At 65.0% G+C, this 24,070-nt stretch carries 28 protein-coding genes; 18 read left to right on the top strand and 10 right to left on the bottom strand.

Features of this window, described 5'->3' with window-relative positions:
* Positions 1-31 precede the first annotated feature (31 nt).
* Complete coding sequence (locus tag F600_RS0101650) at positions 32-619, top strand: hypothetical protein (protein ID WP_018158839.1); 588 nt, start codon at positions 32-34, stop codon at positions 617-619.
* On the opposite strand, the gene F600_RS0101645 is transcribed toward F600_RS0101650, so the two are convergent.
* The 3 genes from F600_RS0101645 to F600_RS0101635 all read right to left on the bottom strand — a co-directional run bounded on the left by F600_RS0101645 (position 579) and on the right by F600_RS0101635 (position 3,642).
* Entirely contained in the window at positions 579-1,790 is a 1,212-nt protein-coding gene (locus F600_RS0101645) for an RNA polymerase sigma factor (protein ID WP_174523557.1), read from the bottom strand. The two genes, F600_RS0101650 and F600_RS0101645, sit on opposite strands and share 41 nt — an antisense overlap.
* Entirely contained in the window at positions 1,772-2,161 is a 390-nt protein-coding gene (locus tag F600_RS0101640) for a YciI family protein (RefSeq protein WP_018158837.1), read from the bottom strand. Before F600_RS0101640 ends, F600_RS0101645 begins: the two co-directional genes overlap by 19 nt.
* An 89-nt stretch (positions 2,162-2,250) precedes the next feature.
* On the bottom strand, positions 2,251-3,642 hold the full coding sequence (locus F600_RS0101635) for a cystathionine beta-synthase (RefSeq protein ID WP_018158836.1): 1,392 nt from the start codon (positions 3,640-3,642) through the stop codon (positions 2,251-2,253).
* Between the two features lie 84 nt (positions 3,643-3,726).
* Here F600_RS0101635 and F600_RS0101630 point away from each other — a divergent pair, with 84 nt between their 5' ends.
* Positions 3,727-4,641, top strand: a complete 915-nt coding sequence (locus tag F600_RS0101630) for an SGNH/GDSL hydrolase family protein (RefSeq protein WP_018158835.1) — start codon at positions 3,727-3,729, stop codon at positions 4,639-4,641.
* A gap of 294 nt (positions 4,642-4,935) precedes the next feature.
* Here F600_RS0101630 and F600_RS0101625 read toward each other — a convergent pair whose 3' ends face one another.
* The 3 genes from F600_RS0101625 to F600_RS0101615 all read right to left on the bottom strand — a co-directional run bounded on the left by F600_RS0101625 (position 4,936) and on the right by F600_RS0101615 (position 7,463).
* Positions 4,936-5,787 (bottom strand): Bax inhibitor-1/YccA family protein, encoded by an 852-nt coding sequence (locus tag F600_RS0101625; protein WP_018158834.1) that lies wholly within the window; start codon positions 5,785-5,787, stop codon positions 4,936-4,938.
* Positions 5,788-5,926: 139 nt separating this feature from the next.
* Positions 5,927-7,039: a class I SAM-dependent methyltransferase gene (locus tag F600_RS0101620; protein WP_018158833.1), complete on the bottom strand. Its 1,113-nt coding sequence runs from the start codon at positions 7,037-7,039 to the stop codon at positions 5,927-5,929.
* Between the two features lie 58 nt (positions 7,040-7,097).
* Positions 7,098-7,463: an STAS domain-containing protein gene (locus F600_RS0101615; RefSeq protein ID WP_081628663.1), complete on the bottom strand. Its 366-nt coding sequence runs from the start codon at positions 7,461-7,463 to the stop codon at positions 7,098-7,100.
* A gap of 186 nt (positions 7,464-7,649) precedes the next feature.
* Between F600_RS0101615 and F600_RS0101610 the strand changes: the two genes are divergently transcribed.
* The 9 genes from F600_RS0101610 (at position 7,650) to F600_RS0101570 (ending at position 15,746) form a co-directional block, all read left to right on the top strand.
* Entirely contained in the window at positions 7,650-8,534 is an 885-nt protein-coding gene (locus tag F600_RS0101610) for an STAS domain-containing protein (RefSeq protein WP_018158831.1), read from the top strand.
* A 16-nt stretch (positions 8,535-8,550) separates the two neighbouring features.
* Positions 8,551-8,940 (top strand): STAS domain-containing protein, encoded by a 390-nt coding sequence (locus F600_RS0101605; protein WP_018158830.1) that lies wholly within the window; start codon positions 8,551-8,553, stop codon positions 8,938-8,940.
* The gene (locus F600_RS0101600; RefSeq protein WP_018158829.1) at positions 8,930-9,340 is read left to right on the top strand and encodes an ATP-binding protein; all 411 of its coding nucleotides are present in this window, start codon (positions 8,930-8,932) and stop codon (positions 9,338-9,340) included. Before F600_RS0101605 ends, F600_RS0101600 begins: the two co-directional genes overlap by 11 nt.
* Positions 9,331-9,966, top strand: coding sequence for a PP2C family serine/threonine-protein phosphatase (locus tag F600_RS0101595; protein WP_018158828.1), 636 nt, complete (start codon positions 9,331-9,333; stop codon positions 9,964-9,966). The genes F600_RS0101600 and F600_RS0101595 overlap by 10 nt, the downstream gene beginning before the upstream one ends.
* 6 nt (positions 9,967-9,972) lie before the next feature.
* Positions 9,973-11,730 carry an ATP-binding SpoIIE family protein phosphatase gene (locus F600_RS26400; RefSeq protein WP_018158827.1) on the top strand — a complete coding sequence of 586 codons (1,758 nt, stop codon included), beginning with the start codon at positions 9,973-9,975 and terminating at the stop codon, positions 11,728-11,730.
* Between the two features lie 234 nt (positions 11,731-11,964).
* Positions 11,965-13,002 (top strand): multicopper oxidase domain-containing protein, encoded by a 1,038-nt coding sequence (locus F600_RS0101585; protein ID WP_018158826.1) that lies wholly within the window; start codon positions 11,965-11,967, stop codon positions 13,000-13,002.
* Entirely contained in the window at positions 12,999-13,685 is a 687-nt protein-coding gene (locus F600_RS0101580; RefSeq protein ID WP_018158825.1) for a hypothetical protein, read from the top strand. Before F600_RS0101585 ends, F600_RS0101580 begins: the two co-directional genes overlap by 4 nt.
* A 92-nt stretch (positions 13,686-13,777) precedes the next feature.
* Complete coding sequence (locus F600_RS26395; RefSeq protein WP_018158824.1) at positions 13,778-14,464, top strand: hypothetical protein; 687 nt, start codon at positions 13,778-13,780, stop codon at positions 14,462-14,464.
* Positions 14,465-14,534: 70 nt separating this feature from the next.
* On the top strand, positions 14,535-15,746 hold the full coding sequence (locus tag F600_RS0101570) for a serine hydrolase domain-containing protein (protein ID WP_018158823.1): 1,212 nt from the start codon (positions 14,535-14,537) through the stop codon (positions 15,744-15,746).
* On the opposite strand, the gene F600_RS0101565 is transcribed toward F600_RS0101570, so the two are convergent.
* The gene (locus tag F600_RS0101565; RefSeq protein ID WP_018158822.1) at positions 15,714-16,934 is read right to left on the bottom strand and encodes an MFS transporter; all 1,221 of its coding nucleotides are present in this window, start codon (positions 16,932-16,934) and stop codon (positions 15,714-15,716) included. The two genes, F600_RS0101570 and F600_RS0101565, sit on opposite strands and share 33 nt — an antisense overlap.
* A 23-nt stretch (positions 16,935-16,957) precedes the next feature.
* On the opposite strand from F600_RS0101565, the gene F600_RS0101560 reads away from it, so the two are divergent.
* From F600_RS0101560 to F600_RS26385, 5 genes are read left to right on the top strand one after another with little or no spacing between them, the layout of a single operon-like run.
* Positions 16,958-17,899 (top strand): DNA polymerase domain-containing protein, encoded by a 942-nt coding sequence (locus F600_RS0101560; RefSeq protein WP_018158821.1) that lies wholly within the window; start codon positions 16,958-16,960, stop codon positions 17,897-17,899.
* A 31-nt stretch (positions 17,900-17,930) separates the two neighbouring features.
* The gene (locus F600_RS26390) at positions 17,931-18,851 is read left to right on the top strand and encodes a patatin-like phospholipase family protein (protein WP_018158820.1); all 921 of its coding nucleotides are present in this window, start codon (positions 17,931-17,933) and stop codon (positions 18,849-18,851) included.
* A 51-nt stretch (positions 18,852-18,902) separates the two neighbouring features.
* On the top strand, positions 18,903-19,547 hold the full coding sequence (gene rpiA / locus F600_RS0101550; protein WP_018158819.1) for a ribose-5-phosphate isomerase RpiA: 645 nt from the start codon (positions 18,903-18,905) through the stop codon (positions 19,545-19,547).
* Positions 19,544-19,870, top strand: coding sequence for a GNAT family N-acetyltransferase (locus F600_RS0101545; protein ID WP_018158818.1), 327 nt, complete (start codon positions 19,544-19,546; stop codon positions 19,868-19,870). Before rpiA ends, F600_RS0101545 begins: the two co-directional genes overlap by 4 nt.
* Positions 19,871-19,878: 8 nt before the next feature.
* Entirely contained in the window at positions 19,879-20,391 is a 513-nt protein-coding gene (locus tag F600_RS26385; RefSeq protein ID WP_018158817.1) for a cupin domain-containing protein, read from the top strand.
* A 68-nt stretch (positions 20,392-20,459) separates the two neighbouring features.
* Here F600_RS26385 and F600_RS0101535 read toward each other — a convergent pair whose 3' ends face one another.
* Positions 20,460-21,293 (bottom strand): sterol desaturase family protein, encoded by an 834-nt coding sequence (locus F600_RS0101535; protein WP_018158816.1) that lies wholly within the window; start codon positions 21,291-21,293, stop codon positions 20,460-20,462.
* A 68-nt stretch (positions 21,294-21,361) separates the two neighbouring features.
* Here F600_RS0101535 and F600_RS0101530 point away from each other — a divergent pair, with 68 nt between their 5' ends.
* Positions 21,362-22,054, top strand: a complete 693-nt coding sequence (locus F600_RS0101530) for a FadR/GntR family transcriptional regulator (protein ID WP_018158815.1) — start codon at positions 21,362-21,364, stop codon at positions 22,052-22,054.
* On the opposite strand, the gene F600_RS0101525 is transcribed toward F600_RS0101530, so the two are convergent.
* Together F600_RS0101525 and F600_RS0101520 are read right to left on the bottom strand one after the other, a co-directional pair.
* Positions 22,055-22,435 (bottom strand): hypothetical protein, encoded by a 381-nt coding sequence (locus F600_RS0101525; protein WP_018158814.1) that lies wholly within the window; start codon positions 22,433-22,435, stop codon positions 22,055-22,057. It lies immediately after the preceding gene.
* The gene (locus tag F600_RS0101520; RefSeq protein ID WP_026306047.1) at positions 22,432-23,550 is read right to left on the bottom strand and encodes a serine/threonine-protein kinase; all 1,119 of its coding nucleotides are present in this window, start codon (positions 23,548-23,550) and stop codon (positions 22,432-22,434) included. The genes F600_RS0101525 and F600_RS0101520 overlap by 4 nt, the downstream gene beginning before the upstream one ends.
* A 131-nt stretch (positions 23,551-23,681) precedes the next feature.
* On the opposite strand from F600_RS0101520, the gene F600_RS26380 reads away from it, so the two are divergent.
* On the top strand, positions 23,682-24,070 hold a 389-nt coding region (locus F600_RS26380), incomplete at its 3' end, for a DUF222 domain-containing protein (protein WP_040630016.1).

Raw genomic sequence — 24,070 nt, 5'->3', positions numbered from 1 at the left:
CATCTTCGAACTCGTCGTCGACGGCCAACCCGTGCTGTCGGCCGGCCCGCTCTGCTCGACGTGCGAGTTCGTGTTCAAGCGGTGGCGGCAGGCACCCGAACTAACGCAGTGGGAAGACCTCGCGCTGCGCCTGGCGAACGGCCTCGACACCGTCGACGCCGAACTGCTCGACATCTACGGAAGTTTGCTTGCCGAAGGCGATTACGACGTATTCCTGCTCCGAATCAGCCCCTCTCTGACACCGAACGATCGGTACCTGACAAACACCACTCTGCTCGACGAGGAAGACGTTGCCAACGAGTACGTCATTCCCATCGGCCCAGTTCAGCTCGACGAATCCCAGGTTCTCTTCTACGAACAGAAGATCCGCGAGGGGACCGTTCCGACCGCAGTGAGCCTCGGCGTCCTCGACTCGAGGTCACACAGAGTGGAAGGCACCGACGACTGCGATTACGTCGGCGAAGACAACCTCGTCCACTTCCTGCTCGACGGTCACCACAAACTGCGCGCCGCCGCCAATCTCGGCGCTGAATTGGACGTCGTGGCCATCGTCCCGAGCCGCGACGAGATCCGGGCGATCACGCAGGCCTTGCATGAATCCCATCCCGCTTCGCGATGAGAAACCGGCGCATCGGCGCATCGACAGTCAGGCCGATCGCCTTGTCATAGGCCTCCATCGCCTCCGCGATCCGACCGGCACCCCGAAGCAGATGCGCACGCGCCGCCCACGTCGGCTGGAATCGGTCGGCACCGGGGATATCGAGCAGCGCAAGCCCCGCATCGGCGCCGTGACGCTCCCCCGCCACGATCGCGAGCGAAACCTGCGATCCGAGCGTCGGCTCAGTCGCAACAAGTGCGCGATAGATCGTCTCCAGCGCAGCCCAGTCGGTTCGCCCGGAAGCCTTTCGATTGCAGTGCACCGACTGCACCGACGCCTCGAACTGGAATCGACCCGGACGCCCGACGCGATGGGCCCGCGCGAGCCAGGCCTCACCGTCGGTGATCAGTTCCGCATCCCAGGCTTCGACATCCTGCTCGCCCACCGGGACCAGAACCCCGTCCCGAATTCGGGCCCGGGCCCGCGCATTGGACAGTGCGATCAGCGCGGCGAGCCCCAAGACCTCGGGTTCCGAGGGCATCAATTCCACGAGCGTCCGCGCGAGATAGAGCGCCTCCGCGGCGAGTCCGTCGCGTTCGGTGATTCCGGCGATGCCCTGCCAGTCGATCGCGAACGCGCCGTACACCGCTTCGAGGACCGCATTGAGCCGTCCCGGGAGCGCATCAGCCCCGGGCACGACGAACGGAATTCCGGCGTCGCGGATCTTGCGCTTCGCCCGCACCAGGCGTTGCGCCATCGTCGACGTCGGAATCGCGAACGCTCCCGCGATCTGCACTGCCTCGAGGCCGAGCACGGTCTGCAGCATGAGCGGTGTCCGGATACCCGGATCGATCGCGGGGTGCGCGCAGACGAACATCAACTCGAGCCGGCGATCGCTCACCACCGCAGGTTCGGCCGCCTCGACGTCGTCCTCGAGCTCGACCGACGTGCGATAAGCCGCTGATCGATACGAATCTCGAAGCCGATTGCGGGCCACGGTCAGCAGCCACGCTTCTGGGTTGTCGGGAATCCCGTCGTCCGCCCATTTCACGAGTGCACGCTCCAACGCATCCGACAGCGCATCTTCGGCGGCCGCGAGGTCGCGCGTGGGCGCGGCGAGCAGCGCGATGAGCCGACCGTACGACCGGCTCACCACCGCCGATACCGCGGACCTCAGCTCTTGAGACGGCACGGATCCGACCACTCACCATCGATGATCGCGGTCGCGACGGGCCGCACTTCGATGACCCCGAACTGGGCCGCCGGGCACTTCTCCGCCCAGGCGAGTGCGGCATCGAGATCCGGCACATCGATGACGAAGACGCCCGCGAGCATCTCCTTCGATTCCACGAACGGGCCGTCCTGAACCTTGAGCGTGCCGTCCCGCAGGGTCACCTGGGTGGTCGCCGAGCTCGGCCGCAGGATGTCCGCGCCGATCAGCACACCTGACGAAACCAGGTCGTCGGCATACCGGGAGAATGCCGCCTGGGTCTGCTGGATGGCTTCCTCCGGGATGTCGCCGGGTGCCGGTTCAGCGTGGTTGAGAACGAGTGCGTAGCGCATGATCTTTTCCTTTCATCGAGCCCGGCTTGAGGTCCGGACATCACGATGACGATCGAAGGTCTGCGCAATCGACACTCGCGCGCAGATTTCTACCGTTCCGGGCGTCCGCTGACGAAGCCCAGCAGGTCGTGCCGCGTGATGACACCGATCGGCTTACCGTCGTCGACGACCATGAGCGCGTCCGATTCGGCCAGTGCCTTCTGCGCAACGGAGACCGTCTCACCAGCGCCGATGAGCGGCAGCGGCGGACTCATGTGCTTGGACACCTGGTCGGTCAGCTTCGCGCGACCTTCGAACACCGCGCTGAGCAGGTCGCGCTCGGACACCGAGCCGCGGACCTCACCCATCATGACCGGAGGTTCGGCCAGGACGACAGGCATCTGCGAGACGCTGTACTCGCGCAGGATCTCCACCGCGTCGCGCACGGTCTCGGTCGGGTGCGTGTGGACGAGATCCGGGAGCGCGCCGGACTTGCCCTTAAGGACGTCCGACACGCGCTTCTCCTCGGCCTTTCCATCCAGACGCGACCGCAGGAAGCCATACGACGACATCCAGTCATCGTTGAAGATCTTCGACAGGTAGCCGCGGCCACCGTCCGGGAGCAACACGACGACAACCGCGTCCGGTCCCTCACGCTCGGCAACCCGAAGCGCCGCGACGACCGCCATACCGCACGATCCGCCGACGAGCAGGCCCTCTTCCCGCGCGAGGCGACGCGTCATGTCGAATGAGTCAGCGTCCGAGACGGCGATGACCTCGTCGACGACCGACGGGTCGTAGGCGCTCGGCCAGAAGTCCTCACCGACGCCTTCGACGAGGTACGGACGGCCGGTGCCACCCGAGTAGACCGAGCCCTCCGGGTCAGCGCCGATGATCTTCACCGCACCGCCCGACTGCTCCTTGAGGTAGCGGCCGACGCCGGTGATCGTGCCACCGGTGCCCACACCAGCAACGAAGTGCGTGATCTTGCCGTCGGTGTCCGCCCAGATCTCGGGTCCGGTCGTCTCGTAGTGACTCGCCGGGCCGTTCGGGTTCGAATACTGGTCCGGCTTCCAGGCGCCCGGGGTCTCGCGAACCAGTCGGTCCGAGACGTTGTAGTACGAGTCCGGGTGCTCCGGCGGCACCGCCGTCGGGCATACGACAACCTCAGCGCCGTACGCGCGCAGCACGTTCTGCTTGTCGAGGCTCACTTTGTCCGGGCATACGAAAATGCACTTGTAGCCCTTCTTCTGAGCGATCAGCGCAAGGCCGACACCGGTGTTGCCCGACGTCGGCTCGACGATCGTCCCACCCGGCTTGAGCTGGCCGGATGCCTCGGCGGCCTCGACCATCTTGACCGCGATGCGGTCCTTGCTGCTGCCACCAGGGTTCAGGTATTCGAGCTTCGCGGCCACGATTCCCATGCCCTGCTCGGTGACCGAGTTCAGCTTGACGAGCGGGGTGTTGCCGATCAGATCCACGACGTGGTCAGCGATGCGCATACCTCTATGTTTCCAGACGCCCCGGAAGGCCGTCAGCTAGGTAACCTTTTAGGGGCATCCCTTCGCACGGAAGGTCATCGGTCCATGCCCACTCCAGGCTGGCGAACTGCAGCGCTCACCGGAACGGCAACCGTTGTCGCCGGTCAGAGCGCGCGTCGAGCGTATCGACACCTCAACTCCCAGGCCGCGGTCGCGCGAAAGCGGATCGGCCGCGACACGACCAAGCCACCCGAAGCCGACGGCGTCTACTTGCCTGCCGGCGGTGATCCCCTGCCCTACCGACTCGGCGTCGCATACGACCTGCACCTCATGATCTTCGGCGACTCGACCGCCGCCGGGCTCGGCTGCATCAGCCCCGAGGAAGTTCCCGGCGTCCTGATCGCCAGGGCTCTCGCGGACGAGTCCGGAAAGCGCATCCGGCTCAGCACGAAGGCAATCTGCGGTGCCACGTCGAAGGGACTCCGAGGACAGGTCGACGCGATGTTCGTGGCCGGCACGGCGCCCGACGCCGCTGTCATCTTCATCGGCGCCAACGACGTGACGAAGAAGCACTCCGTCCATCGTTCCGCCGAGCGCCTGGGCGAGACGGTCGATCGCCTGCGCCGGGCCGGGTCGGTCGTGGTGGTTGGCACATGCCCTGACCTGGGCACCGTCGGCGCCATCCCGCAACCGCTGCGCGCCGTGCTCCGCGAGTATGGACTTCGCCTGGCGAAGGCCCAGGCGCACGAGGTCCTCGAGGCCGGTGGACACCCCGTCGCCCTCGCCGACCTGCTCTCGCCCGAATTCCTCGCCGCTCCGGATCAGATGTTCTCCGCCGACGGCTTCCATCCGTCGGCCGCAGGGTACGAGCGGGCTGCCAATCTACTGCTCCCGGTACTCGCGTCGGCGCTCGGCGTCTGGGCCGGTGGCCCACTCCCGCAGGTGCCCGAACGCTCGCCGCACGTTGAGGAGAAGAAGGTCAGTACGCGACTTACCCGGTTCTTCACCTCGGCTGGTTGATGGTAGGAGTTCACGCAGCCAGGGTGTGTTGCAGAATGGCGGCCGGACGAGCGTCCGCCGGACATCGGTGAGTTGGACGTCAGAAGAATGCATCGCTTGCCGATTCAAGCATCGAATACCGAGGTCAGGTTCATAGCCTGCCGTAGAGAGCACCTGATCAGGCGCTCTCTACGGCACTGGATGCACGGTACCGTCGATCGTCCACATGGTGGGCGGCTGATGCCACATGTTGGCATGTCAGCCGGATCAACGACGGCCCCTGGTTTCCCGGAGGCCGTCGGCTGTTCACGACAGCTAGTCGTTGTTGAAGTAGCTCAGCAGTCGAAGGATTTCGACATAGAGCCAGACGAGCGTGACGGTGAGGCCGAAGGCCACGCCCCACGCCATCTTCTCCGGTGCACCGGCGCGAATCAGCTGGTCAGCGGCGTCGAAGTCCAGCAGGAAGCTGAACGCGGCGAGACCGATGCAGACGAGGCTGAAGATGATCGCGATCGGGCCGCCCGTACGGAGGCCGAAGCCGCCATCCATGAAGAAGCTCGCGACGAGGTTTCCGAGCATGAGGACGACGACACCGATCAGCGCGCCGAACATCACGCGCTGGAAGCGCGGGGTGACCCGAACTGCACCGGTCTTGTAGACCACGAGCATGCCGGCGAAAACACCGATCGTGCCGAGAACGGCCTGGATGATGATCGAACTGCCGTTCGGCGCGTTTCCACCGATTGCGACGTTCGCAAACAGGTGGGAGATCGCACCGAGGAACAGACCCTCGAAGGCGGCGTAGCTCAGGACGAGCGCCGGGTTGTTCATGAGGCGGCTGAAGCTACCGACCATCGCGAGGATGAAGCCGATCAGTCCACCACCGATGACGAACAACGGGGCAAGCCCCGGGTTGCCCGCGGAGAGAATGAACGAAACGATCGCGGCGACGACCAGAACACCGAGCGTGATGCCGGTCTTCGTCACTACGTCGTCGATCGTCATGGCGCGCGTAGGCGCCTGCTGCTGGTATTCGCCGTATTGCGGCTGGCCGTAACCCTGCTGGTGACCGTAGTAACCGGCACCCGCGGCGGCAGAACCGAACGCGGAATATCCGCCGGACTGCTGCGGCAGGTTGCGGAATACCGGGTTGCTGGTGGAGCGCACCGTAGTTTTCCCTTCTCGGTTAGCACCGCGGCGAGCTACGCCGCGAGATCGCACGTGCGATTCTGATTGTTGAACGACCGGGATGGCCGTTGAGTTCCCACAGAATTCGACAATTCGGACTCTACCCGCGAATTCTTTGCTAGCCCCGTCGTATGGAACACGTCACGGTGTAACGCCCGTTCCGTCCGACGACCCGCGTGGTCCCAACGAGCTTGCGCAGTTGCTCGCGGTAGTTCAGGTGCGAGTTGTACACCGTCCACAGCTCGCCACCAGGTCGCAGCGCACGAGCCGCACCCTCAAGCAGCTTGATGCCCGCACCCGCATGAACGGCCGCGCCGGCGTGAAACGGCGGATTGCACACCACGAGATCGACGCTGGATTCCGCGACGGAATCGAGCGCGTCATCACGCACGACCTCGACCCGTCCGGCGACCCCGTTGGCCGCCACGGTCCCTGCGGTCGAGCAGACGGCCGCATACGACTGGTCGGCCGCAATGACCTTCAGATCGCGCCGCGACTTGGCGAGGACCGTCGCCAAAATGCCGGTGCCGCATCCGATGTCGGCCGCGATCTTCGCCTCGGGAAGCATGTCGTCGATGAAGCCGAGCAGGAAGCGGGTGCCGTGGTCGAGCTTGTTGCCCCCGAAGGCAGCGCCGTGCGCCATCACGCGGATTCCGATGTCCGACAGCTCGGACAACTGCGGAAAGGTGACTTCGCCCGTCATCGGCCCCGTCGCAGTGATCACCCGCGCCTTCTTGCGGCCCAGGCCACCCTGGACGGTCATGAAGCGACGGCCCAGAACCTCGTTCATCGTCCGGCTGAGGTGCTTGTCCATGCCGGCGGCGAACAACGTCGCGCCGGGATCTGCGTGATTGGCGGCGAGCTCGCTGATCTCCGCGATCGCGGCCAGGCTCCGCGGCATGCGCAGCAGGATGACGTGCGCGCCGTCGAACAACTCGGCGTCGAGCCGGTGATGAGTGAAGCAATCAGCCAAGCCGACTTCGGCGGCGTTCCGATCGAGGGCACGCTCGCCGGTCAACTCATCCTGATGGACCCGCAGGTCGCGAAATCCGAACCGCTCGGCGACGCCGAGAGTGAGTGCTCCGTAGTGGTCCCCGACGATGGCCACCGGACCACCGGCTTCGAGAGTGGGGGCGGCGATGTCGAGCAGCAACGTGTCGGCAGCGTCGAATGCATACAGATTCGGCGCCTCGACGTCTGGCCAACGGCGCAGACTCTGCAGGACGGTCACGGCAAATACCCTAGAGTGCGCCGCGGTAATCCGTTACTGCCAGCGGATAATTCAAGATCTAATACGCCGCAACGGCTGCATCGACGGTCGGGTGAATGTGCAGCACCTCGTCCAGCCCGGTGAGCATGAGCGGTCGCGCGGTCACCGGACCGTCGGCGACGACGGCCAGTCCGCGCTCGTCATCGATGCGCTGGTGGGTGGCGACGAGCAACGCGATTCCGGCCGAAGCCAGGAAATCGACTCCCGTCAGATCGACGACAATCGGACCATTTTCGGACTCGATGACTTTCTCAATCGCGGCTTCGAGCGTCTCCACCGTGGCCAGATCGATCGCGCCCACGGCCGAGAGCACCGTGACCTGCGCTTTCGTCGTCACGTCCACAGTCAATGGCGATACTCGAGAGTCGCCGACGTTGGTAGCCATGGTCTCCACTCTGCATGAAAAGTAGCGGTGAGTCACCCTCACCGCTGTCAGCCACATACCGTTGCCGACTTGTGTTTTACCCACGCGAGAAGGCTGCCAAACATCGAATTTGTCGGTATATGGTGCAAGCCGGAACGCAGTGCACGCGGGCCTTGTTTCCGCCCGCCCGAAACGCAGGGGTTGACCGTGTCAGACACCTCCACCGCAGTCGCACCGAGTAATTCCTCGGACACGCTGCTCCCCCTCCTCGTCGAGCACCTCCGGCAGAACCGTTCCGCGCTGCGTGAGGAATGGGCACGTCGTATCACCAACGCCCGACTGCTCACCGCGATGACGCAGGACGAGATCTTCTCCGAAGCGACGTCGGTGTACGACAACTACGTCGAGGTGCTCGAGACGGGTTCGGTCGAGGCCCTGCAGGCCTACGCGCGGAACCTGTCCGAGCGCATCATTCCGCGAGGCGTCGAGACCGACGAAGTCCTCGGCATCGTGCTTCTGCTTCGAGACGTTCTCGCCCGTTCGCTGTTCGAGAAGTACCAGTCCGACTTCGAACTGCTGAACCGAGTTCTCGACGCGTACGAGCCGGCCGCGAACCGAATCGCGAACACCGTGGGCGTGTCCTTCGTCCAAGAGCGCGAGCGCATCATTCGCCAGCAGCAGGAGGCCATCCGCGAGCTGTCGACCCCGGTTCTCCAGGTTCGTGAGCAGCTCCTCATCCTCCCCATCATCGGTGTCCTCGACGGCCAGCGCGCCCGCCAGCTCACCGAGCAGCTGCTGCGAGCCATCCGCGCCAACCGCGCGAAGGTCGTCGTCATCGACATCACCGGTGTTCCGACCATCGACTCCACGGTGGCGAACCACCTCGTGCAGACCGTCGACGCGTCCGGCCTCATGGGTGCGAACGTCATCATCACCGGCCTGTCGTCGGAGATCGCCCTGACCCTGGTCACCATCGGTCTCGACCTGTCGAAGATGAACGCGGTCGGTGACCTCCAGGGTGGTATCGAAGAGGCCGAGCGACTCCTCGGCTACGAGGTCACGCGCGCCGGCGACGGCCGCGACCAGCGCTGACGTAGCGGACTAATCGATGCCAGTACCCATTCTCAAACAGGGCTACTACCTGATCGCAACCGTTCAGGCAGAGCTCTCGGACACCGACGCCCAGCGTCTGCAAGACGACCTCATGGAGCGGGTCAGTCGCTTCCGCTCCCAGGGGATCATCGTCGACGTGACGGCGATCGATGTCATGGACTCGTTCGCGGCCCGCGCCCTACAGACGATTGCGCACATGACGCGACTCCGTGGCGCGGACACCGTCATCGTCGGCGTCCAGCCCGACGTCGCGTTCTCGATGGTCCAACTCGGGCTCACCTTCAACGACATGTCTCTGGCGCTCGACCTCGAGGAAGGTCTGGCGTTGCTCGACCACCAACTCTCGAAACGCCGAAGCAAGGATGTGCGCGACGGTGGACGATGAGCGGACGGATGTGACGGTGGTCGCTGTCGACAGCCCTGACGACATCGTCAAGGCACGGCAATCGGGCCGGGAACTCGCTACTCGGCTCGGCTTCACGCTCACCGACGTCACCATGATCGCCACGGCGATTTCCGAAGTCGCCCGGAACATCACGAGCTACGCCGATCGCGGTGAAATCCACTTTTCGGTCGAAAAGTATGATGGTCGAACGGCATTCGTCGTTCGAGCGCACGACAACGGACCGGGAATCGCGGACGTTTCGCGCGCGCTCGAAGACGGGTACTCCAGCGGCAAAGGGCTGGGACTCGGCCTTCCGGGCGCCAAACGACTGATGGATCGACTCGAGGTTCACTCCGAGGTCGGCGCCGGGACCGTCGTCGAAATGTGGAAATGGGTCTGAATCTGGTGCAGGAGCAAGGGCGAATCGGTTCCGCCGAATGGGCCGCGGCCGGACGTGCGCTACCCGGGGAGAACGTTTCGGGCGATCACTTCGTCGCCCTCGATACCGGCGACGGCTCCGCGCTGTTCGGGGCCATCGACGGCCTCGGTCATGGGGATGCCGCGTTCGACGCGGCGCATCGTGCGGCCGCCGTGCTCAGCGAGAACCCCGCCGAGCCACTCGACGTCCTGATCCTGCTGTGTCACCGGGCGTTGGCGAACACGCGCGGGGCCGCGGTCACGCTGGTGAGTTTCTCCCCGAGTTCGATCTCCTGGATCGGCATCGGCAACGTCCGGGCAAGTCTGGTCGCTGTCGCGCCGGGCGGTCCCATGGTCCGGGCCACCGCGCTGAACTTCGGCGGCATCGTCGGCTACAGCCTCCCGTCGGTCTTCGAAGCCCAGACGATCCCGGTTCGTACCGGCGACCTGCTGGTCATCGCCACTGATGGTCTCGGCACCGACGAGTCCGCATCGGTCAACCTATCGAGCCAGACTCGGGAGATCGCCGAAGACCTCGTCGCGACCCGCTCGAAGTCGACCGACGACTCGCTCGTCCTCGTGGTCCGCCACCGCGGGACACCACAGTGATTCGCCATGCCTGCTAGCAAATTCGCCGCAGCGTACAGCGAAGCTCTGCGCCGCTACGTTCGCGAACGCAGCGAGGAGAGTCTCGAAGCGGGGCACGAACTCGGCCGACTCTTCCTCGAAGAGGGAATCAGCCTTCTCGAGGTCGCGGAAACGCACATGCGCCTACTTGCCGAGGTGCGCAAGGAGCCCGGCGGCGAAGAACTCGCACTGCAATTCCTGCTGCAGACCTTGGCCGCGCTCGATGTCGCGACCCGCGGCTTCCTCGACGAGACGCGACAGCACCAGCAACAGCGGGCTCGCGCCGACGATCTCGCCGAACGCGACGCGTTCCGCACCGCGCTCGTCGACTCGCTGCAGGACGGGTTCTTCGTCGCCGATTCGAGGTCGTCGGTCGTCGAGATCAATGCCGCGTTCGCGTCGATCACTGGCTACGACGCCGAAGGAGTGCCGTTCGACTGGCCCTACCCCTGGGTTCCCGAGGACGGCGACGACTCGTACAAGCTCACCGGCCGACGACTGCTGGCGATCACCCACAAGACGGGTCGGCGGGTCTGGGTCGCGATCAACTCGCACCCGGTCCGCGGACCGCATGGCCGTACCGGAACGTACGTCGGCACGATTCGCGATGTCACCGCGGACCAACTCGCCCGGGCCCGCGAGAAAGCCGATTACCTGCAGGCGCGCGACATCTCGATGACCCTGCAGCGCGCGATGCTCGGCCCGGTCGACCGCCCCGCCGGGTTCGCCTTCCGCTATGAGCCGGCTGTCTCGCCATTGGAGGTCGGTGGCGACTGGTACGACGTAGTTTCCCTGTCCCGCAACCGAATTGCCGTGGTGACGGGCGATTGCGTCGGCCGTGGCCTGGAAGCCGCGGTGGTGATGTCACAGCTGCGAAGCGCCAGTCGAGCGCTGCTCCTGCAGGACGTTCGACCGGCTGCGGTACTCGAAGGGCTCGACGCGGTCGCCGCACGCATCCCCGGAGCCCTGTGCACGACGGTCTGCGTCTCGATCATCGATCCGTGCACCGGCGAGATGTCCACGAGCAGCGCCGGCCACATGCCGGCGCTGTGGGCGGGCCCGAACGGCACGTTCGGCGAAATCGTCGGTGGGCGCGGTGTGCCGCTCGCGGCCGTGCCTGGCCGTCGCCGACCGGACGCCCACCTCGTCATTCCGCCCGGCGCCACCGTGGTCTGGTACACCGACGGCCTGGTCGAACGGCGCGGTCTGTCGATCGACGACGGCATCTCGGATCTGACCGCGATGATCCGGACCTCGGCGAACCGGAAGCCGGACGTCCTGGCCGATCGCATTCTGTCCTGGATGCGGCCGAGCGTCGGATACGACGACGACATCGCGATGGTCGTCTACCGACAGCCACCGCTCCCGCTGGACCTGGACCTCGCGGCGACTCCGGACAGCCTCGCCACGATCCGGCAGGATCTGACGACGTGGCTCCGCCTCGGCGGTGTGGAGACGGCCAAGGTCAGCGACATCGTCCTGGCGGTCGCCGAAGCGGCGACGAACGCCATTGAGCACGCCTACCGCAACGTCGACTCGGGTCGCGTCGACATCAAAGCGTCCGTCGACAATCACGACGTCGTCGTTTCCATTCGGGACGCCGGTTTGTGGCAGCCACCCGCGGCGGATTCCGGTCAGCGCGGACGCGGAATTTCACTCATTCGAGCCCTGACCGACGAGACGGACATTTCGACCAACGACGCTGGAACCCTCGTCACGATGCGGGTGCACGGCGCACTCGCCTGACCTGCCGACACGTCCAGAACGTAGGTTTCCCTAACTGTGTGACACCTGAGCAATTTGCGATAGCCGTTGTGTCCTGCGCAATTTGGCTAGAAGAGTGCAATACCGGCATCTTTGCGGCTACCGTTTTAGGTGTAGAGGGCTAAACTTCGCCTCACCTAAAATGAAACTTGTGACGACCGAAAAAATGGGCCCTGCCAGGCCCATAGGAGGTGCGGTAATGCGAGGCCGATACCAATGACAGCTGACTCGAACCCCGGCCCGACTCGGCGCGGATTCTTGGCCGGTGGCGCACTGCTCGGAGTAGCCGGCGCCACGTTCGGAGCACGGCAACTTGCCGGCGCAGCACCCCTCCACAGCGAAGAGTCGCACAGCCACGGCGTGATGTCCGGTGCCACCTTCCGGGGCAGCGGCGTCGTCGACCCGGCGATCAACGGATTCGACCCGACGAAGATCCTGCGCGACTTCGACTACGGCAAGGTCAGCACGCTGCCGAATGGCCGGACGCTGCGCGAATGGACCGTCACCGCGAGCGACAAGGACATCGAGATCGCCCCGGGCGTCAAGTTCCCGTCCTGGCTCTTCAACGGTCGCACTCCCGGACCGACGCTGCGTGCCACCGAAGGCGACCGCCTGCGGATCCGCTTCATCAACAACTCGAAGCACCCGCACACGATGCACTTCCACTCCATCCACCCCTCGGAGATGGACGGCGTACCCGGACAGGGAGCCGGACTCGTAGCGCCCGGCAGCGAAACGACGTACGAGATCGACGCCGAGCCGTTCGGATTCCACCTGTACCACTGCCACGCGAACCCACTGGCCGAACACATCGCCCGCGGCATGTACGCCGGGCTCATCATCGACCCAGATGGCGGGCGTCCGGACGCCGACGAAATGGTCATGATCCAGAACGGCTGGAACACGACGTTCGACGGCGAGGGCAACCAGATGTACGCCGTGAACGCGATCCCGTTCCACTACATGTACGCGCCGATCCAGGTGAAGAAGAACAAGCTCGTGCGGATCTACCTCGGCAACATGCTCGAGTACGACCCGATCAACAGCTTCCATTTGCACGCGAACTTCTTCAAGTACTACCCAACGGGTACGAGCCTGGTGCACTCCGAGTTCACCGACACGATCATCCAGGGACAGGGCCAGCGCGGAATCCTCGAGGTCACGTTCCCCTTCGCCGGCAAGTTCATGTTCCATGCACACAAGTCCGAGTTCGCTGACCTCGGCTGGATGGGCTTCTTCGAGGTGACCGAATGACCGAGACAAAGCTGGACGACCCATTCGAAGAAGCCACCGAATCCGTCGACGCGGTCTTCGCCAGTCGGCCGTCGTGGCTGGTCGCCGCGATCGCCGGCCTCCTCGTCGGCACGCTGGCGATCCTGACCGGCGTCTTCGGCGCTGCACTGCATTCGAAGAGCACCGCGGCGCCAGCCACACCGGCCGCCGAGGTCGCGACGATCGAGGCGAAGAACACCGCGTTCTCCCCGAGCACGATCGAGATGGACCTGAAGAACAACGGCGACAAGCCGGTCAGCGTCGCGCAGTTGTTCATTCAGGACCAGTACACCAACTTCGAGGGCGCCGAAGATCCGATCGCTGCGGGTTCGTCCGCGCACGTGATCATCGACTATCCGTGGATCGAGGGTCACCCGTACGCGATGTCGTTCGTTCTCGGCGACGGTTCGCTCTTCGAGACCACGGTCACCGCCGGTGAGGTCACCGCGAAAGGCGAGGCAACTCCGGCGCCGACCCCGACTCCGTCCGAGGTCTGGTACCTGTTCGCCATCGCAGCGATCGCGGCGGTGGGAGTCGTCGGTTTCGGCATTCCGGCACTGCGGAAGTCGGGACCGGACGCCACCCGGGCCGTCCTCGGAGTGTCCGCCGGCCTACTCGCGGCAACCGCTGTCATCGCCGCGTACTTCGCCATCATCAACCTCTAGAACAACGCTCCGACCTGCAGGGCCTGGCTTGATGCCGGGCCCTGCAGGCGTTTAATCGGCACCCGTTGTCTCATACACCTAAGATTTCGAACGTGGAGACCTCAGAGCAGAGCACCGAGCCGGCGCCGACGGCACCGACCAAAACGAACTACATCTCATATGAGCAGTTCGGTCGTGCTTTCGTGGAATACGCGGTGACCGCGGACAAAGTGCGCGCCTCGGTGGGTGAACTGTCGGGCCAGTCGTTCCAGTTCGGCCCGCTGCCGGTCGGCCCAGGTGGCCTCGCGAAGGTTGACGCGGACGTCACGCTCGGCGATGTCGCCGTACATCGCAAGCTGGGCCGCGAGATGCACTTCGATGTCGCGATCCCGATCAAGGTGCTGCTCAAGATCAACCTGACGCTCGATTCGAGCAAGTTCGACGTCGACGGCGACATCCACATTCGCCTTCGGGTACGCGCCGCCTCTCCCCTGCGGATCCTCATCGAGATCGAGAAGCCGCGGACCCGGGACGTGCAGATCGTGGTTCAGCACGAGGGCACCCGGGGCGCACTGCTCCGCATCTTCGCGGCGGTCGATCATCAGATCAAGAAGTACATCGTCAAATACATCACCGACGAAGTGAACAAGCCGGAGATCCAGAAGAGCCTCGAGATCGACCTGACACACCAGATCGACGGAGCGTGGGATGCGATCTCGGGGTCGCCTTCGCTGCGCCTCAACGGCGACGAATCTCAAGATGATCCCGATTCGCCGGAAGTGGCGGCGGGCCTCTCATAGTCGGAGTAAATCTGGCACTACCTGCGCCAATGGTGGCGCGGCATCAGTAGTCACAAAGAGGTGATGTCAGATGCAGATGGTCCTTCCCATGGGTGTGCACGGCCATGCCGACGCCCGGTTCGCCACGCCTGTCCGTCAGTTCGGCCGCCTCTTCGCCGGTCATCGCGGCGGCGGCGCACTCGCAATCTACGAACACGGCACGCCCGTCGTCGACATCTGGTCGGGCGTCGCCGATCATCGCGGTCGCACCCGGTGGGACAGCAACACCGCGGCGGTTCCGTTCTCCGCCACCAAGGGTGTCGCCGCGACCGTTCTGCACCGTCTCGCGGACCGCGGACTGCTCGACTACGACGCCCCGATCGCTGAATACTGGCCGGAGTTCGGCGCCAACGGCAAGCGGCACATCACCACCCGAATGGTCCTGACCCACCAGGCCGGCCTGGGGCTCATGACCGGTGTCGCATCGAATCTCGAGGAGATGCTCGACCACCGCCTCATGGAGGAACGCCTCGCCGCTGCGCAGGCCACCCACCATTTCGGCGCGTCGGCGTATCACTCGCTCACGTACGGCTGGTTGTGCGCGGGCATCGCGCGCGCGATCACCGGTAAGGGCATGGCGGAACTGTTCCGCACGGAGATCGCGGAACCGATCGACGACGACGGCATCCACTTGGGCACACCGCCGGCTCACTCCCCCACGAAGGCCTCTCAGTTTGTGGGAAAGGTAGCGTTCGGCGGTGCGGTCGGGCAGACCGCCATGGCTGCCGCGCGGCGCCTCCCCGGCCCGGTCGGCGGCTTCTTGAACACCGTCTATGTCCCACACTTCGAGGCGCTGATCCGCGGCACGACGCCACCGATTCTGCGTTCGGAGATGCCGGCCGCCAACGGCGTCCTCACGGCCCGGGCGCTCGGCAAGATGTACAGCGCCTACGCGTGCGAAGGTGAGACCGCCGGTGGTCGCCTCCTGTCCGCGTCGACTGTCCGCAACGTGACGAGTGTTCAGCAGCGCTCGCTCGACAGGACCCTCTTCCTGCCGATGAACTGGCGACTGGGACTGCACTCGTTCCACTTCGCCGGAGTCCCGAAAGGCTTCGGACACATCGGTTTCGCTGGTTCGGGCGGTTGGGCGGACCCGAGCAACGGACTGTCGGTCGGCTTCGTGCACAACCGGATCGGTGAGCCGCGGTACTTCGTGTACGACCAGACGATTCTGTTCTGGTTGTCGCCGTCGATCCTGCAGGCGGCGAAGTCACGCCCGAAGGTTCTGCAGCGCTCCGCGTGACGTGATGGCGAGTGCGCTGAGCACCGCGACAACTGCCCCCGCGGCCGACAGCACGGTGTAGCCGACGTTGGCCACGATCGGTCCGGACCCGAAGGCGGCACCCGCTCCGGAGATCGCGATCACCATGTCGAGTCGACCCTGGATTCGGGCTCGAACGTCGGGTGGCGTCGACTGCGCAACCATCGTCGTGCCGGCGATGAGGCCCAGGTTCCAGCCGAGGCCGAGAAGAACCAGCGCGAGTGCGATCCCCGCGACCGAGGACGGCGGCGCCAGTGCGGCAACCAATCCGGCGGCAGTCAGCACCACCGCCCCGAGATAGGCGAGCCGCTGCGCACCCCATCGATCGACGAGGTATCCGCTCAGCGGTGACGGCAGGTACATGGCTGCGATGTGCAGGCCAATGACGAATCCTGCGGTGCCGAGTCCGTGATGGTGATCCCGCAGGTAGATCGGGGTCATCGTCATGATCGCGACCATGATGAGCTGCGCCGATGCCATGACGATCGCACCCGTGCGGAGCCCGGCTCTCGACGTGGCGGCCACCGTATCCGTGGCATCGTGGCCGAGGCTGAGCTCGCGCGATCGAAGGAGCGGGTCCGGCCGAAGCGCGACCGCCAGGACGACGGCTCCGAGGCCATACGCGGCGCCGGACAGCAGGAACGGCCCGGAGAGTTCCGGCAAACCGATCCGCCCGGCGAACGCGCCCATGACCGAGACGAGGTTCGGCCCGGCCACCGCCCCGAAGGTCGTCGCCACGAGGACGGTGCTGATGGCTCGCCCCTTACGACTCGGTTCGGCGAGATCGGCGCCGGCGTAACGGGCTTGGAGGTTTGCGGCAGTACCCGCCCCATAGACGGCGAAACTCGCGAAGAACAGGACCGCACTGCCGGTCACCGCCGCGAGCACCACGCCGAACGCGCCGATGGCTCCGCCCGTATAGCCCAGCACGAGACCGTGTCGACGGCCCGATGCCTGCGAGAGGTTTCCGATCAGAATCGCGGCCGTCGCCGACCCGACGGTGATGAAAGCACCAGGCAATCCGGCCCAACCAGCGGAACCGAACATCTGCTGCGCCAGCAGCGCGCCCACGGTGACGCCGGCTGCCAGGCCCGCGCCACTGAGCATCTGGGCGATCACCAACACGGCCAGAATCCGGCGCTGTTCGGGTGCTTCAACGTGAGATGTCACTGACACTCCCTATCGTTGGAGACGTGAGCACAACCGAACAGCGTGAGGGTGTCACGCTCACGAACCTCGATCAACCACTTTTCGACGGCGCCGATGCCACCAAGCGCGACCTCGTCGACTACCTCGATGCCGTGAGCGATCGGATCATTCCGGTGCTCGCGCAACGTCCGCTGTCGGTGGTCCGAGTCCGGCCCGGGCAGGCCCCGTTCATGCAGAAGAATGTGCCAAAGTACGCGCCGGAGTGGTTGAAAACCGTTGACATCTGGTCGCATTCATCGCATCGGTCCGTGTCTTACGCGTTGTGCGACGACCGCCCGACGCTCCTCTGGTTCGCCAATCAACGCGCGGTCGAGTACCACCCGACGCTCGTTCGGGGCGAGTCCGATGAGCAGACGCATCTGGTGATCGACCTCGACCCGCCGGAAGGTTCGGACTTCTCGCATGTCGTCGCCGTGGCCAAGCTTGTCCGCGAGGCGATGAACGAGTGCGGCCTCCGGGGCGCGGTCAAGACAAGCGGATCGAAAGGTCTACACATCTTCATTCCGGTCACTGGTCTCGCACTCGATGACGGCGCGGCCGTCACCCGCGCGCTCGCCGAACGTGCCGCCAAGCTCGACCCCGAGATCGCGACCACCGAGTTCATCAAGGCGGACCGCGGCGGCCGCGTCTTCGTCGATTCCACCCGCGTCGGCGGCGCAACGGTCGTGGCGGCGTACAGCCCGCGCATCCGGCCGGGGACAACGGTCTCCTATCCCCTGACCTGGGATGTCCTCGACGACATTCATCCGCGCGACTTCACCATCAAGACCGCCCCGGGACTGCTGGGCGATGCCGATCCGTGGGCCGAGCAGATGCCCGAAGCACAACAGATCTCCGCGGATCTGATCGCCGAGGGCCACACCATCCCGGTCGCCCGGGTCGCCGCGATGCACGAAGGAAAACGCCGCAAGCGATCCGGTTCCTGATCGGTGTCCGACTTCGGTAGCGTCTAGCCTCATGGCGGCCAACGGTTCTCCCAAGCGCGGACTCATTCTCGGAGCCGGCGGTGACACTGGCTTCCAGTGGGCGATCGCAACTCTTGATGCACTCGAGAAGCACCTCGGCTGGGACGCCCGGGAAGCCGACATGTTCGTCGGAACGTCCGCGGGTGCGCTCATCTCCGCACTTCTCGCCCAGGGAATCTCGGTCAGCGACCTCGTCGCGTGGCGGACGAAGCAGTTGCCGGAAGATCACCCCCTGCGATCGAAGCCCGAGGCGCCGACCCCGTCGGAGAAGGGTTCGCGCCTGCCGGCGGATCCGCTGCTGGCCCTGCGCGCCCTCACGGGTGCGGTGCCGGTGACGGCCGCCCTCACCGGCATGCTGCCTCGCGGCACGCACAGCCTCGACATCTGGCTCGCTCCGCTGGCCGCACACTCGAACCCCGGCGAATGGGTCAACCACCCGAAGACGTGGATCGTCGCGGTCGACTGCGAAAACGGCAAGCCGGTCGCGTTCGGCTCCCCCGGCGCACCGAAGTGCGGGATCGTCGACGCCGTACGCGCCTCCGGGTCGGTCCCGAGCGTCTTCACGCCGGTCCTGATCGAAGGCCGAAAGTACATGGACGGTGCCGTGGCGTCGTCGACGAGCGCCCACCTCGCCCTCGACCAAGGGCTTGACGAGGTCATCGTCGTGGCGCCCATGGCCGCCGCCGGACGGCCAACCTACAGCGACTTCCTACTGCGCCAGCGCATGCGCTTCCTGCTCGGCAACGAGGTCAAGAAGCTGCGGGACGCCGGCGTGACCGTTCGCGTGCTCACGCCGACTTCGGCCGAACTCGACGCGCTCGGGGCGAACGCGTTGGACGTCAAGCGCGCACGCGCCGCGTTCCCGCTGATCATGGAGACCGCGCCGGGCAACGTCGCGGCCACATTCCGCTGATCGATACCCCGTCTGCCAGACAGGGCCTAGCCAGCCTGTAAGGATCGAGGAATGACTGAGGCCAAGCGTCGCGCCGCGGAAAAGGCGATCGACTTCATCGAAGACGGCATGATCGTGGGAGTCGGCACCGGCTCGACGGTCGCCTACTTCATCGATGCGCTCGCCGACATCAAGCACCGCATCGCGGGCACGGTGTCGAGTTCGGTCGACAGCACGAAAAAGCTGAAGGCCCATGGCATTCCGGTGTTGGAACTCAACGAATCGGGCCCCCTGCAGCTGTACGTCGACGGCGCGGACGAGTGCGACCCGAAGAAGAACCTCATCAAGGGCGGGGGCGGCGCGTTGACTCGCGAGAAGATCATCGCCGAAGCCAGCGACACCTACGTCTGCATCATCGACCCGAGCAAGCGAGTGCCGGTGCTGGGCACCTTCCCGCTGCCGGTCGAGGTGATTCCGATGGGCCTGGCGCTGGTCGGCGGCGTGCTCACCCAACTCGGCGGCAATCCCGTGCTGCGCGAGGGATTCGTGACCGACAACGGGAACCTCATCCTCGACGTCCACGGCCTGCAGATCACCGATCCGGTGATGCTCGAGCAGGCCATCAACCAAGTACCCGGTGTCGTTACGGTGGGATTGTTCGCCCGTCGCGGTGCCGACATCGTCATCGAAGGCCACGAGAACCCGGAGGTTTGGTGAGCGAGCAGATCGCAGTCCGCAAGGCCGAAGGCCGTTTCGAAGTCACGGTCGATGAGGCCGTCGCCGGCTTCACCGAGTTCTTCGAGCTCGAGGGCAAGCGCGTTTTCTTCCACACCGAGATCGGCGAGGAATGGGGCGGACGCGGGCTCGGCAAGATCCTCGCGAGCAACGCTCTCGACCAGACCCGTGCGGACGGACTGCGCATCGTCGCCATCTGCCCGTTCATCAAGGGTTTCCTGTCGAAGACCGACGCCTACGACGACATCGTCGACCCTGTCAGCCACGAGATCGCCGCGTTCTACAAGGCGAATTACCAGGTCTAGGAGGAGTCATGTCCGGAGCCCGATTCCTTGCAGTACTCGCGGTTGCCGGACTGGCCGCCGCCTGTAGTTCGACTACTGAGCCGGGAACCTCGGCGACCAGCTCATCGACGTCCGCAGCAGCCGCGTCGTCGTCGGGCCAGACCGTCACGAAGAACGGCGTCACCGGCACCGTCCTCGCCACCGGTTTCGCGCCCGCCGGGATCGACGCTGAGTCGACCGGAGAGACCGATGTGGTGTTCCGCAAGATCACCATCGCGCCCGGTTCGGACACCGGCTGGCACTATCACAACGGCGAACTCATCGCGACGATCACCGCAGGCACCCTGACGCGGGAGTTCGCGGACTGCACCGAACAGGTGAGCAAGGCCGGCGACGCGATCCTCGAGCCGGAGGGCAACCAGAACGTCCACATCGGCCGGAACCTCGGCACCGTGCCCGTCGAGATGTACGTCACCTACATCATTCCGAAGGGCTCGAAGCTCGCGATCGACGCTCCGGCGCCGGCCTGCGCGGCGAAATGACTAATGGCCTCCCGCAGCCCGCACCCTGATCAGGTGCACGTTGCGGAAGGCCATGGATCGAGTGGAGACTAAGCCGACACGGCGACCTTCGCCGGCTGCCAGCCTGGACCTCGGAACATGTAGCCCAACTTGTCCGAGAACTTCGACGCGTTCTTGACGTCGTTCCAGATGGCGACCATCTCGTGCGTGTAGATCTTTCCGACGTTGTACGTGTTGATGTTCTTCGTGAGGCCGTAGACCACGCGCTCGCCCTCGGGCTCGAACGTCCCGAACATGCGGTCCCAGATGATGAGGACACCGGCGTAGTTGCGGTCGAGGTACTGGCTCTGCGAGCCGTGGTGTACGCGGTGGTGGCTGGGCGTGTTGAAGATGAACTCGATCGGCTTCCACATCTTGTCGATGACCTCGGTGTGAATGCCGAACTGGTACAGCAGGTTGATCGCGTAGGCGGCCGCGATGATCCGGCCGTCGATGCCGAGGAACGCCAGCGGGATGAAGAACGGCAGCGTGGTGGCAACCATCCACGGCTGACGCAGCGCGACGGTCAGGTTGTAGTTCTCGCTCGAGTGGTGGACGACGTGCACCGACCAGAACAGGCGGATCTCGTGGTGCGTCCGGTGGTACCAGTAGTACGCGAAGTCGACGCCGATGAGCGCGACGACCCAGGCCTGCCATCCGGTGATTTCCCACGGAATCAGCGACGAGATCCACGCGAAGATCGCCAGTTCGGCGAGCGCCCACGGGATGTTGAGGAGCTGGTATCCGAGGCCAGTGGTGATGCTGGCGGCGGAGTCACGGTAGTCGAACGGCTTGCCGTTGACCTTCAGGTAAATGAACTCGGCCGCGATACCCAGGACGAAAACCGGGATCGCGAGCCAGATCAGCAGGGTCGAGATGTCCATGCCGATTAAGGTAGCGGCAACTGGTCCAACCAGTCAACCAGTTAGCAAGATTTTGTTATCCTGATCGCGTGACCCTTGAGCGCGTAGACCCTGTTCCGGTATCCGAACAGGTCTACCGACAGCTGCTCGACGCGATCCTGAGCGGCGAGATCCGGGACAAGCTCCCCTCGGAGCGGGACCTGGCCGTCACGTTCACGGTCAACCGGCACGCGGTCCGCGAGGCGATGAAGCGGCTGCAGCAGGCCAACCTCGTCGAAATCAATCAGGGCGGGGCAACGCGAGTGCTGTCCGTTCGGGAAAGCGGTCGCCTCGACCTCATGCCGGACATGCTCGTCCACGGCGGCCAGATCGATTTCGAAGTGGTTCGCTCGATCCTCGAGATGCGAGTGTGCATCGGCGGCGACGCCGCGCGCCGGTGTGCGGAACGCTCCCCCGAATCCGGTGCCGAACTGCGCCGACTGGCCGGTCTGTGCGAGAACGCCGACGACGAGCAACTCATCGCGCTGAACCGCAAATACTGGACACACCTCGTCGACGGTGCGGACAACATCGCCTACCGGCTTTCGCTCAACACGCTTATCGCCGGAATCGACGCGGTGACGAACACAGTGGGAGGCGAAGCGTTCATCGCGCTCCTGGTTACCGAGTACCGCCGAACCGCCGAGATGCTCGAACTCGCGGACGCGATTCACGACTCGAATGCCGACAAGGCAGCCATGATCGCGACGTCGCTACTGAGCCCGGTTTCCCTGGCGCCGTAGCTACTTGTCCTTGCCTTTGCCCTTACCCTTGCCGTTTCCATTGCCGTCGTTTCCGCCACCGATGTCGATGCCAGGGACCGAGAAAGGCAGAGTTATTTGCGGCGTGGTCGCGGCATCGAGGTCGGCCTTGACCTTTGCCGCAGCGTCGACGATCTCTGACCGACGTGAGCTGCTGATCTTGCCGGCCCGATAGGCGGCCTCGGTGTCATCAAGAAGCTTTGCCAGCGCTGACTTCGCACTGGCGTAATCCTTCGACGCGGCGGCCGTCGCCACTGCGGTCATGTCATTGCGGAGGAGGTCGCGGGTGTCGGCATCGACGGTTCCGCTACCGCATCCGGCCACTAGTGCGACGAGGCAGACGGCGAGAATTCGGCGAATCATGGAATCGCCCCCTCGAGCTCACCGAGATGCACTCCCAGTTGTCCGTCGACGGTCGGATACGTCGGCGTTGGAACATCATCGGACGACGGGATCACGGCCCACAGTCCGAGTCCCAACACCGCGGCGACGATCACTGCGGCCGCGATCGCAAGCGGACGCTTCGGGAGCGTGCGAGGCGCCTTGATCTCGGCCATCTTGGTCGCGAATGCCGTCGTTTTGGCCGGCGGAGGGGTGAGGATTGCGGTCGGCGGCGGCGGAACCGGCGTCTGCGGGCTCCCCTGCGCGAGCGCCGTGAGTTCCTGCGCCACCTGCGCAGCTGTCGGCCGATCGCCAGGTTTGCGCGCCGTCATGCGTTCGAGCAAGCGCACCCAATCGGCGGACAATCCCTTGGGCATCGTCGGATCGCGGTGAAGTCGCGGACTCACGGCCTCGACACCGGTACCCGGGAAAACGACGCTCCCGCTCATCGACTCGATGAGGATCAACGCGAGCGAGTAGATGTCGCTCGGCGGACCGATACGCTCCCCCAACGCCTGCTCCGGGCTGACGTAGTTCGCCGTTCCGACGGCGGCTCCGACCGCCGTGTACCGAGTCGAGTCGACGAGCCGGGCAATGCCGAAGTCCGCAAGCTTCGCGCGAAAACCGCCAGGGATGGGGTCGAGAAGAATGTTCGCGGGCTTGATGTCCCGGTGGACGATGCCGATCTTGTGGACATAGACGAGCGTTGCGGCAACTTCTGCGCCGAGCCGAGCGATCTCGTTCAACGACAAGCGCTTGCCCTTGAGCCGGTCCGAGAGCGTCGGGCCTTCGATCAGTTCCATGACAAGGAACGGCGACTCACCCCCGGCGCCGTCGGGGACGAAACCAGCGTCGAAAACGGTCACCAGACCCGGATCGCGCAACGACGCCAGCATTCGAATCTCGCGATCGATTCGTCGATGATCGGCGGTCGAAGAAGTGTCGAGTCGGAACGCCTTGATGGCGACCTTGCGGCTCAGAACGGGGTCAATTGCCGCGTAAACGTCAGCCATTCCCCCGCGAGCGATGCGTCTCTCGATGCGGTATCTCCCCGCGAGAACCCGGCCCGGCGCAAACGGCACGTCGGATTCCTGCATTTATCCAGTCTCCCAGTGATTCTGAGAACCATCCAACTTCGACCAACAATTCATGACAAAGATCGCACTATGTTTAGCATCGGTGCTGGTCAGGGCCGTTACTTGTCAGAGGTCGAACATATGATCGAGTCATGTTCGACCGTTTGATAGGCGAGCTTGATGCGGCTCTGCCCGACCCCTACCTATCCACCGACCATCTCGTTGGCACCGTCGCCGCCCTGCACCGATTCGAGTCCGCCGTCTCGGCACGCAAGCATGCCTATGTTTCGGAACTGTTCTCGCGCTTCGAGGACATCGCCGCACTCAACGATGAGTACAGCTCGATCGACCCCTGGGACGCGCTCGAAGCCGAACTCGGACCTGCGTTGGTCATCACCCCGTACCACGCATCGTCGTTGATCAGCCTCGGCGTGACCCTGTCCCGGCGCCTGCCGAACGTGTGGGACGCGTTCTCCCGCGGTGAGTTGGATGTTGCCCGCGTGCAGAAGATCGCCGACGCCACCGCCGGGGTGTCCGACGA

The sequence above is a fragment of the Smaragdicoccus niigatensis DSM 44881 = NBRC 103563 genome (genome assembly GCF_000380645.1).
Lineage (GTDB): Bacteria > Actinomycetota > Actinomycetes > Mycobacteriales > Mycobacteriaceae > Smaragdicoccus > Smaragdicoccus niigatensis.
The sequence above is the reverse complement of the archived record's forward strand: the minus strand, read 5'-3'. Positions and strand labels throughout refer to the sequence as shown.

Bases quoted from the DNA above. Each gene is read 5' to 3' on its own strand.
- F600_RS0101605 (WP_018158830.1), top strand. From the start codon at position 8,551: ATGCCAGTACCCATTCTCAAACAGGGCTACTACCTGATCGCAACCGTT.
- F600_RS26385 (WP_018158817.1), top strand. From the start codon at position 19,879: ATGTCCGGAGCCCGATTCCTTGCAGTACTCGCGGTTGCCGGACTGGCC.
- F600_RS0101580 (WP_018158825.1), top strand. From the start codon at position 12,999: ATGACCGAGACAAAGCTGGACGACCCATTCGAAGAAGCCACCGAATCC.
- F600_RS0101535 (WP_018158816.1), bottom strand. From the start codon at position 21,293: ATGGACATCTCGACCCTGCTGATCTGGCTCGCGATCCCGGTTTTCGTC.
- F600_RS0101630 (WP_018158835.1), top strand. From the start codon at position 3,727: ATGCCCACTCCAGGCTGGCGAACTGCAGCGCTCACCGGAACGGCAACC.
- F600_RS26400 (WP_018158827.1), top strand. From the start codon at position 9,973: ATGCCTGCTAGCAAATTCGCCGCAGCGTACAGCGAAGCTCTGCGCCGC.
- F600_RS0101570 (WP_018158823.1), top strand. From the start codon at position 14,535: ATGCAGATGGTCCTTCCCATGGGTGTGCACGGCCATGCCGACGCCCGG.
- F600_RS0101635 (WP_018158836.1), bottom strand. From the start codon at position 3,642: ATGCGCATCGCTGACCACGTCGTGGATCTGATCGGCAACACCCCGCTC.
- F600_RS0101595 (WP_018158828.1), top strand. From the start codon at position 9,331: ATGGGTCTGAATCTGGTGCAGGAGCAAGGGCGAATCGGTTCCGCCGAA.
- F600_RS0101615 (WP_081628663.1), bottom strand. From the start codon at position 7,463: ATGGCTACCAACGTCGGCGACTCTCGAGTATCGCCATTGACTGTGGAC.
- F600_RS26390 (WP_018158820.1), top strand. From the start codon at position 17,931: ATGGCGGCCAACGGTTCTCCCAAGCGCGGACTCATTCTCGGAGCCGGC.
- F600_RS0101640 (WP_018158837.1), bottom strand. From the start codon at position 2,161: ATGCGCTACGCACTCGTTCTCAACCACGCTGAACCGGCACCCGGCGAC.
- F600_RS0101525 (WP_018158814.1), bottom strand. From the start codon at position 22,435: ATGATTCGCCGAATTCTCGCCGTCTGCCTCGTCGCACTAGTGGCCGGA.
- F600_RS0101520 (WP_026306047.1), bottom strand. From the start codon at position 23,550: ATGCAGGAATCCGACGTGCCGTTTGCGCCGGGCCGGGTTCTCGCGGGG.
- F600_RS0101585 (WP_018158826.1), top strand. From the start codon at position 11,965: ATGACAGCTGACTCGAACCCCGGCCCGACTCGGCGCGGATTCTTGGCC.
- rpiA (WP_018158819.1), top strand. From the start codon at position 18,903: ATGACTGAGGCCAAGCGTCGCGCCGCGGAAAAGGCGATCGACTTCATC.